The sequence below is a fragment of the Alicycliphilus sp. T452 genome (genome assembly GCF_054512775.1).
Genome location: NZ_JBTNEH010000012.1, coordinates 124,596 through 132,641 on the forward strand (window position 1 = coordinate 124,596; position 8,046 = coordinate 132,641).

Genomic DNA, 8,046 nt, shown 5'->3' on the forward strand with positions numbered 1-8,046 from the left:
GCGCGTCAGTGCGCGTGCGCGCCCGCCACGGGCACCAGCCTGCCGTTCCTGTCGTAGAGCTTGCCGTCGACCACCACGTCGCCGTCGTACAGGCTGGCCAGCACATGCGCGCTCAGCGTGCGGTCGGAGGCCGCGACGAACACCGACTGCTGGTCCGAGTTGCCCCGCTTGAAGTGGTTGAACAGCAGGTTGAGCACGATGGCGACCAGGGCCGTGGCGCTGATGCCGGAGTGGAAAATGGTCGCGAACCAGTCGGGGAACTGCGCGTAGAACCTGGGCGCGACGACGGGAATCAGGCCCGCGCCCACCGAGGTGGCGACCACGATCAGGTTCATGTTGTTCTGGTAGTCCACCTTGGACAGGGTGCGTATGCCGCTGGCCGCCACCGTGCCGAACAGCACCAGCCCGGCGCCGCCCAGCACCGACGGCGGCACGCAGGCCACCACGCGGCCCATGACGGGCAGCACGCCCAGCGCGATCAGGATCAGGCCGCTGTAGGCCACGACGAAGCGGCTCTTGACGCCCGTGACGGCCACCAGGCCCACGTTCTGCGCGAAGGCGCTTTGCGTGAACGAGCCGAACAGCGGCGCGACGATGCTCGACAGCATGTCGGCACGCAGGCCGTCGCCCAGGCGGCGCGAATCGACGCGCGTGCCCACGATGTCGCCCACCGCCAGCACGTCGGCGGAAGTCTCGACCAGGATGACCAGGATGACGATGAACATCGACAGGATGGCCGCGGCGTTGAACACCGGCCAGCCGAAGTGCAGCGGCGCGGGAATGGCGAACCACGCGCCCTGCGCCACCTGCGAGAAATCCGCCTTGCCCAGCAGGGCCGCCACCAGCGTGCTGATGACGATGGACAGCAGGATCGACAGGCGCGAGATCGCGGCATTGCCCAGCTTGGAGAGCACCAGCACGGTCACCAGCGCAATGCCCGCCAGCGCGATGTTGCCCATGCTGCCGTAGTCGGCCGCGCGAGCGTTGCCGCCCATGGCCCAGTGCGCCGCCACGGGGATCAGCGACAGGCCGATCACCGTGATGACGCAGCCATTGACCAGCGGCGGGAAAAAGCGCGTGACCTTGGAGAACACCGGTGCGATCAGCAGGCCCAGGACGGCCGATGCCATCACCGCTCCCAGGATACCCTGCATGCCGCCGCCGGTCTGCAGGATGCTGACCATGGTGGCCACGCCGGCGAACGACACGCCCTGCACCAGCGGCAGGCGGCTGCCGAAGAACGGGATGCCCAGGGTCTGCAGCAGCGTGGCCACGCCGCCCATGAACAGGCAGGCGGTGATGAGCAGGCCGGTGTCGGAAGCCGGCATGCCGGCCGCCTCAGCCACGATCAGCGGCACGGCGACGATGCCGCCGTACATGGTCAGCACATGCTGCAGTCCATAGGCCAGGTTGGCGCCCAGGCCCAGGTTTTCGTCCTCCGGCCGTGGGGCCGCATGGGCGCAGTTGAGGGAATGCGTGTTCATCGTCGTCTCCTGATGGGTCCTTGGAACAGGGCTCTTCGCGGCCTCTTGGTTCGCTGCGCCGTCCTCTTTTTTGCGGGATACGCGTCGTCTTCGCCATCGCACCCAGCCTCTTCGACCACGGCATGCGTGGCACTTTACGAGCAGCTACGGGAAAAATTGCATACTGTTATGTATACAGTCTTTGACCCTTCATCCCACCATTCGCGGCCCGCGAACGGGCTGCGGCGGCCCTCACTCGTCCTCGACCGTGCCGATGTCCGGGAACAGCACCTCGGTGAAGCCGAACTGGCTGAAGTCGCGCATGCGCATGGGATAGAGCTTGCCCCACAGGTGGTCGCATTCGTGCTGCACCACGCGCGCATGAAAGCCGCTGACCGTGCGGTCTATCGGCTCGCCGCGGACGCCGAAGCCGGTGTAGCGCACCGTCTGCCAGCGCGGCACCATGCCGCGCATACCGGGCACCGACAGGCACCCCTCCCAATCGAGCGACTCCTCGCCGCCGATGGGCGTGACCACCGGATTGATCAGCACGGTACGCGGCACGATGGGCGCATCGGGGTAGCGCGGATTGGGCGCGCCCGAGCCGAACACCACCACCTGCAGGTCCACGCCGATCTGCGGCGCCGCCAGGCCGGCGCCGTTGGCGGCATGCATGGTGTCGAGCAGGTCGGCCAGCAGCCCGTGCAGTTCGTCGGTGTCGAAGCGGGCGACGGGCCGGGCCACGCGCAGCAGGCGCGGGTCGCCCATCTTCAGAATGGTGCGCAGGGTCATATGGGGTATGCAGGCTGGGTGATGGCCAAAGGGGCCGGGCCAAAGGGCATGATGCCGCCCGGGCCATGGAGCATACCCCTGCGCAATGCCTGCACAATAGAAGCCATGCCGCAGCCCCCCGAGCCCGTGCCTCCCGTTCCCGAGCAGGTACCCCTGCCGGCAGCGGCGCGCTGGCTGCTGCTGCTGTTCGCCGGCCTGTGCCTGGCCCTGGGCGTGATCGGCGTCGTCGTACCCGGCCTGCCCACCACCGTGTTCATCCTCATGGCCGCCTGGGCCGCGGCCCGCAGTTCGCCGCGCCTGTACCGCTGGCTCTGGCACCATCCGCTCTTCGGCTCCATGCTGCGCAACTGGCACAACGGCGGACGCGTGAGCCGCCATGCCAAGTGGAGCGCCACCTTCATGATGGCGCTGTGCGCCCTCATCCTGCTCCTGATCAGCATTCCGCGCTGGGCCGCCATCAGCGGATGCGTGAGCATGGCCTGCGTGCTCACCTGGCTGTGGCTGCGCCCCGAGCCGCAGCGCTGAAGGCCACCCCGTTTTGGCAAAAAGTGGGCAAACTAGGCTGGTTTTGTGTATATAATCTAAGGCTTGTTCCCCGATAGCTCAGTCGGTAGAGCGCCGGACTGTTAATCCGTAGGTCCCTGGTTCGAGCCCAGGTCGGGGAGCCAAAATTCAGGGCTTTGCAATCGCACAAGGCCTTCCCATAACGATACCGATCATTCCTCAATAGCTCAGTCGGTAGAGCGCCGGACTGTTAATCCGTAGGTCCCTGGTTCGAGCCCAGGTTGAGGAGCCAATTCTCGGCACTGCGAATCCTGGTGCGGTTGTCCAACTGCACCAGGCATTCCGGGTGATAGTCCACCAGGACCTCCACGTCGCCCACCGTGATTTCCTTCACGAAAGACCCCACGAACTCGCGCAGCTTTCGAGGGTCGTTGCAGTCCATCACCAATCCCCGCAACGCTTCCGAGGCCTCGGCCGGGTCGATGGCCCCGACTTCGGGCGGTGCCAGCGTCTCGTTTTCCAGATCCGTCAGGGCCTTCTCCAGCAGCTTGATGTTCGCGTTCAGCTCGCGCAGGCGCGTGGTCAGATCGGGCAGATTCGGCGTCTCCCGCCCATGTTCTTCCAGGATGGAGAACAGCTTGGAGCGCGACCGCTCCAGCGAGCGCAGGTCCTTCACGATTACGCCCCGGCGCTCGGCACGTTCCTGCACCCAGTCGCGCCGGTGTGCGTAGGCCTCCCGGATCACGCCCTCGATGCGCTCGGGCGTCATCACCTGGTCCAGCAGCTGCTCCAGCATCCATTCCTCGAAGTGATCTGCCCGAAAGCGCGGCAGCTCGCAGCGGTTCTTGCCGGTGAGCGAGGCCCGGCACCCGTAGTAGTAGTACACCTGACTGCGGCCGCGGCCGCTGCAGGTCTGCAGGCTGGAACCGCACCGGCCGCACTTGAGCAGGCCGGTGAAGGCGAAATTGCTGCGCGTGGCCCCGCCGGCGTTGGCCGGCTGTCGTTTCTCAAGCATGGCGTTGACCCTCTCGAAGTCCTCGTTCGTCACGATGGGGGGGTGGCTGGGCACCTTGATCCAGTCCTCCTCGGGGTTCAACACGCGCGCACTGCGGCGGTTGAACACGATCAGGCCCACGTACACCTCATTCTTCAGGATGTAGTTCACGGTGTTCTTGGACCACGGCTGGCCGCGCATCGTCATCCCCTGCGCGTTGAGCTGCATGGCGATCAGCTTCGTGCCGCAGCCCCGCAGGGACATGCCGAAGATCGTCTTCACCACGGAGCCCTCGGTGGGGTGCACGGCCAGGCGCTTGCGCTTGCCCTCTGGCACCGACACGTAGCCGAACGGCACACGCCCGCCCAGGAAGAACCCATCGCGCGCGGCCTTGAGCATCGAGCGCCGGGTGTCGGTTGACACCTGGCGCGAGTACCGCTCATCGATGACGGCGCTGATCGCGTCCACGAACCAGCCATCGTCGGTGCGAATGTCCAGCTCGGTGCTGGAATACAGCAGCCGCGTACCGTAGCGCGCCAGCAGGGCCTTGTACTTGCCCGCGTCGAGGTGGTTGCGCGCGAAGCGGCTGGATGACCAGGTGATGAAGTAGTCCACGTCCATCACCGCGCAGTAGTTCAGCGCGTCCTGGAACGCCGCCCGCAGGTCGGTGCGGCCTGTCTTGCCGCCGTCCACGAACACCTTGGACACGATGGCGCCCAGGGCCTCGGCCTTGGCGCGGCAATGCTCGATTTGGCTCTCCAGCGGGAGCCCGTCGTCGGCCTGGCGCTTGGAGCTCACGCGGGCGTAGATGATGGCGCGCTTCATGCCCGTACTCTACGACGGCCGGCCAAGCGAAGAATGTGAGATTCGCTCAGATCCTCACCCAAGTCCCTCTTGACACGATCGCGGATGGCAGGGTTGCTCAGGCCCATGCCCGCCAGCGTCTCGATAAAACGGTTGCGCTGGTAGCGCTGGAACGACCCGAAGCGGCGCAGCTTCACCTCGATCATCGAGTTGTTGTCGGAGCGCATGGCCGTCACCGCGTCCAGCCGCCGCCACAGGCGCATGAACGCCTCGTAGCCCAGGTCGTGGGCGATCTCCAGCCAGACCTGCGGCAGGCCCATGTCGGCCAGTTCGCGAAACCGGGCCTTCTCCCAAAGCTGGGCTGGAGTGCATTCATCCAGGTACCCTCCCCCCCCTGGCCGTGCGGCCTCGCCGCCCTGCCGGGCCCCCACCCCCTGGCCGGTCGCCTCCTCGACCCAGTCCAGCTGCGCGCCTGCATGCATCCCACTGCGCCTTTCATGCATCGCGGCCCCCATCGTTCAGAGGGAGACACGCCCCGATCACTGCGAGGTTCGACAGAGCACGCAGCGACATGGCCGCACGAGTTAGCCCGCTCCTGTTACAGGTTGCGGGATGGCGCGAGACCGCGCAGCGATGCCGGGTTCCTGGCTGCGCCAGCCTGACAGAGTGGCGTTTGTGTGTAGCTGCGGTACGAACGGGCATATGGATCAGTCTTTTCATGCCGTGGAAAAATAAGGGGGCGGGAAATCAGCCCGGCTTGCGCGCGCTGGGCATGCGCTTGAGCAGCTCGCTCACGGGCGTGGTGATCTTGGCCAGCGGCCCGTGCATGTCGACCACGCTCGTGCGCTTGCGGATGCTCAGCTCCGTGTAGATCGCGGTGCTCTTGGGGTCGGCATGGCCCATCAGGCTCGATGCACCGTGACGCGCACGCCGCCGGCCTGCACGGCGAAGGGCCGCTCGGGGTTGCGCGCCACGTCGAAGAAAGCCGCCCCGCGCGCCAGCGCCACCACGCGCCGCGAAATACCGGACCTCGGCGCTGCTGGCCGCGTCGAGCAGCAGGCTGGAGCCATCGGGCAGGTCATGCCGCGCCAGCTGGCCGCGCTCGCTGCTCCAGCGGGCCTGCCATTGCACGTGGCTCTCGCGGTACAGCTGCCACTGCCGCCAGCCGACGCAGCCGCCCAGGCCCACGCCCGCCAGCCCCAGCAAGGCGCCGAGGCTGCGGCGCCGGCCCGCGCGCCAGGCGCCGGCATCGGAACCGCCACGCCAGCGGCGCAGCGCATCCTCGATGCAGGCATGCGCCTGGATCAGGTCGCGCTCCACGGTGTTGAGCGACACGCCCAGCCGCTCGGCGATCACGGGCTGGCGCTCGCCATGCATGCGGTGCGCGACAAAGGCCGCGCGGCTGCGCTCGGGCAGGCCGGCCAGCGCGTCCTCCAGCACGGCCAGCGCCTGGCGGTACATGACGGAGTCGGCCACGTCGGGCGCATGGCTGGGCGCGAACTGCGCGTGCACGGCCGCCTCGTCGAGATAGCGCATATGGCGCTGGCAGCGGCGCTGCGCATCGAGCGCCATGTGCTGGGCCATGACGGCCAGGTAGGCGGTGGCATCGCGCGGCGCCTCCTCCGCCGTGGCGCCGCCGGCCTTGTCCCCGGGCATGCCGCGCACATGCTCGGCCAGCCTGAGCCAGGTGTCGTGGACCAGGTCGCCCGCCTCCTCGCGGCTGCCCGTGCTGCGCGTAGCCACGCGCAGCAGGTCGGCATAGGCGCGGTCAAAGCCGGACAGCAGCGCGCGGGTGAAGGAGGCGGACAGTTCCATGGGCGCGGATGATAACCACGCGAAAGAGAATCGTTCTCAATACGGATTCTCTTTGGCCTGCCCGGACCGATGAGCGGGTTTTCAGAACCAGACCACCGGGCGCAGGATTTTTTTCATGCAAGCCGTCGCAACGGCCTTTTGCCGGCCTGCGGGAGCAGCGATGGCAATAATCGGCAAATTGGCGCAAAATGCGCCAATCAGGAGAACGCCATGGCCCAGACCGCTTTCGCATCCGTCAAGCTTCCCCACGCGCTCGTCGAGCAGGCCCGCCAGGCCGCGCAGCCCATGCGCCGCTCGGTGGCGAGCCAGATCGAATACTGGGCCACGCTGGGTCAGATCGTCGAGCACACGGGCCTGAGCGTGCAGGAGGCGCGCACCGCCATCGAGCAATACGAGGCCGCCGCCGCCGAACGCTCCAGCGCCACCGCGCCGGCCTCGGTCGATGCCCTGACAGCGCGGCTGTTGGCCGCCCAGGCGCGTGGCTCGCTGGCCGAGCGCGTGCGCGAGGTGGTGCAGGGCAACCAGGCACGGACCCGCACCGCCTGACATGGCGGCACCTGCACCGCCCGCCCCGCTCTGGTTCCACCTGCTGGCCGGCCCCAATGGCGCGGGCAAGTCCACGCTCTACCGTGCGCTGGTGCGCGAAGGCATCCTCGGGCCGCCGCTGGAGTTCGTGAACGCCGACCTGCACGAGCGCGACCACCTGCAGCACCTTGCCGATCCCCTGCAGCGCTCGCAAGCCGCACGGGCCTGGGCCGACGGGCGCCGCGCCGCGCTCCTGGCCGCGCGCCAGCCTTTCGCCAGCGAGACGGTGTTCTCGCACCCTTCCAAGCTCGAACTGATCGCCAGCGCGCAGCGCCAGGGCTACACGGTTGCGCTGCACGTGGTCGCACTGGACGATCCGCAGCGCCTGCTCGGGCGCGTGGCGCAGCGCGTGCGCGAAGGCGGCCATCCGGTACCGCCCGAGCGCATCCTGGCGCGCTACCCGCGCACCATGGCCATGCTCGCCCAGGCGGTGCGGCTGGCGGACGTGGCCTATCTCTACGATGCCATCGATACGAGCGCGGGCGGCCCCCGCCTAGTCGCGGTGCGCAGCGGGGCAGGCACCATCGAACCAGCCGGCTCCCTGCCGGCATGGGCGCGGGCGATGCTGGGCAGGTAGATACGCTCGAGCTGCTGGCGGCGACAGTGGTTGGCCAGCACGCGCTGCGCCACCGTTGTCAGGAAGGTGCGCGGCTCGCGCGCCTGCACGGGCTCCTCGCGAGAGAGCAGGCCATGAAGCCGGCGCGCAGGACATGGCCTTTGGCAACGAGCATTCGATGCCTTACCTACACCGGCGACATCGACCACAACCACCGCTCTGCCGTGACCGACTCACCATGAAGGGCGATCGGTTTGGAGTTCATGGCAGTGACGAGGCAGGCGCTTGATACTCCAACATCCGTGGCGGCACATAGCGCGTCTGCCCCCCTTGATACAGAAACATCCATTCGGAGTACTTCGTCTTTCCGGCAAAGCCGATCTCCCCTTGGGCAAACCCGCTCTGCTGTTGATTCATTTCCAAATCTGGGCCATTTCGGGACGCGTTCACGTTGAAATCTGAGCCACGTTGCCGCTCTATCGTGCTGAATTTTTCAGCACGGGGGAGCAGGAGTGATCAACGTGAGCACATTG

General features: G+C 67.4%; 8 protein-coding genes, 2 tRNA genes and 1 pseudogene. 5 read left to right on the forward strand and 6 right to left on the reverse strand.

Annotation, left to right across the window (positions count from 1 at the left end):
- Positions 1–5 precede the first annotated feature (5 nt).
- Together ACX12L_RS12685 and def are read right to left on the reverse strand one after the other, a co-directional pair.
- Entirely contained in the window at positions 6–1,484 is a 1,479-nt protein-coding gene (locus tag ACX12L_RS12685; RefSeq protein WP_459262920.1) for a nucleobase:cation symporter-2 family protein, read from the reverse strand.
- A gap of 231 nt (positions 1,485–1,715) precedes the next feature.
- Complete coding sequence (gene def, locus ACX12L_RS12690; RefSeq protein ID WP_459262921.1) at positions 1,716–2,255, reverse strand: peptide deformylase; 540 nt, start codon at positions 2,253–2,255, stop codon at positions 1,716–1,718.
- A gap of 105 nt (positions 2,256–2,360) precedes the next feature.
- Here def and ACX12L_RS12695 point away from each other — a divergent pair, with 105 nt between their 5' ends.
- The 3 genes from ACX12L_RS12695 (at position 2,361) to ACX12L_RS12705 (ending at position 3,051) form a co-directional block, all read left to right on the forward strand.
- Positions 2,361–2,780, forward strand: a complete 420-nt coding sequence (locus ACX12L_RS12695; RefSeq protein WP_459262922.1) for a YbaN family protein — start codon at positions 2,361–2,363, stop codon at positions 2,778–2,780.
- A 67-nt stretch (positions 2,781–2,847) separates the two neighbouring features.
- Positions 2,848–2,923 (forward strand) — tRNA-Asn (locus tag ACX12L_RS12700).
- A gap of 52 nt (positions 2,924–2,975) precedes the next feature.
- Positions 2,976–3,051, forward strand: a tRNA-Asn gene (locus ACX12L_RS12705).
- Here the strand turns inward: ACX12L_RS12705 and ACX12L_RS12710 are convergent.
- From ACX12L_RS12710 to ACX12L_RS12720, 3 genes are all read right to left on the reverse strand, one after another.
- Positions 3,010–4,578 carry a recombinase family protein gene (locus ACX12L_RS12710; RefSeq protein WP_459262930.1) on the reverse strand — a complete coding sequence of 523 codons (1,569 nt, stop codon included), beginning with the start codon at positions 4,576–4,578 and terminating at the stop codon, positions 3,010–3,012. The two genes, ACX12L_RS12705 and ACX12L_RS12710, sit on opposite strands and share 42 nt — an antisense overlap.
- Positions 4,575–5,060, reverse strand: a complete 486-nt coding sequence (locus tag ACX12L_RS12715) for a hypothetical protein (protein WP_459262923.1) — start codon at positions 5,058–5,060, stop codon at positions 4,575–4,577. Before ACX12L_RS12715 ends, ACX12L_RS12710 begins: the two co-directional genes overlap by 4 nt.
- A 244-nt stretch (positions 5,061–5,304) precedes the next feature.
- Entirely contained in the window at positions 5,305–6,372 is a 1,068-nt protein-coding gene (locus ACX12L_RS12720) for an RNA polymerase sigma factor (RefSeq protein ID WP_459262924.1), read from the reverse strand.
- A gap of 210 nt (positions 6,373–6,582) precedes the next feature.
- On the opposite strand from ACX12L_RS12720, the gene ACX12L_RS12725 reads away from it, so the two are divergent.
- Complete coding sequence (locus ACX12L_RS12725; protein ID WP_459262925.1) at positions 6,583–6,918, forward strand: TA system antitoxin ParD family protein; 336 nt, start codon at positions 6,583–6,585, stop codon at positions 6,916–6,918.
- A 1-nt stretch (position 6,919) separates the two neighbouring features.
- Positions 6,920–7,534 (forward strand): AAA family ATPase, encoded by a 615-nt coding sequence (locus ACX12L_RS12730; RefSeq protein ID WP_459262926.1) that lies wholly within the window; start codon positions 6,920–6,922, stop codon positions 7,532–7,534.
- On the opposite strand, the pseudogene ACX12L_RS12735 reads toward ACX12L_RS12730, so the two are convergent.
- Positions 7,513–7,644, reverse strand: a pseudogene (locus ACX12L_RS12735) (sigma-70 family RNA polymerase sigma factor); the annotation flags it as partial. The gene ACX12L_RS12730 and the pseudogene ACX12L_RS12735 sit on opposite strands and share 22 nt — an antisense overlap.
- Positions 7,645–8,046: the final 402 nt, after the last annotated feature.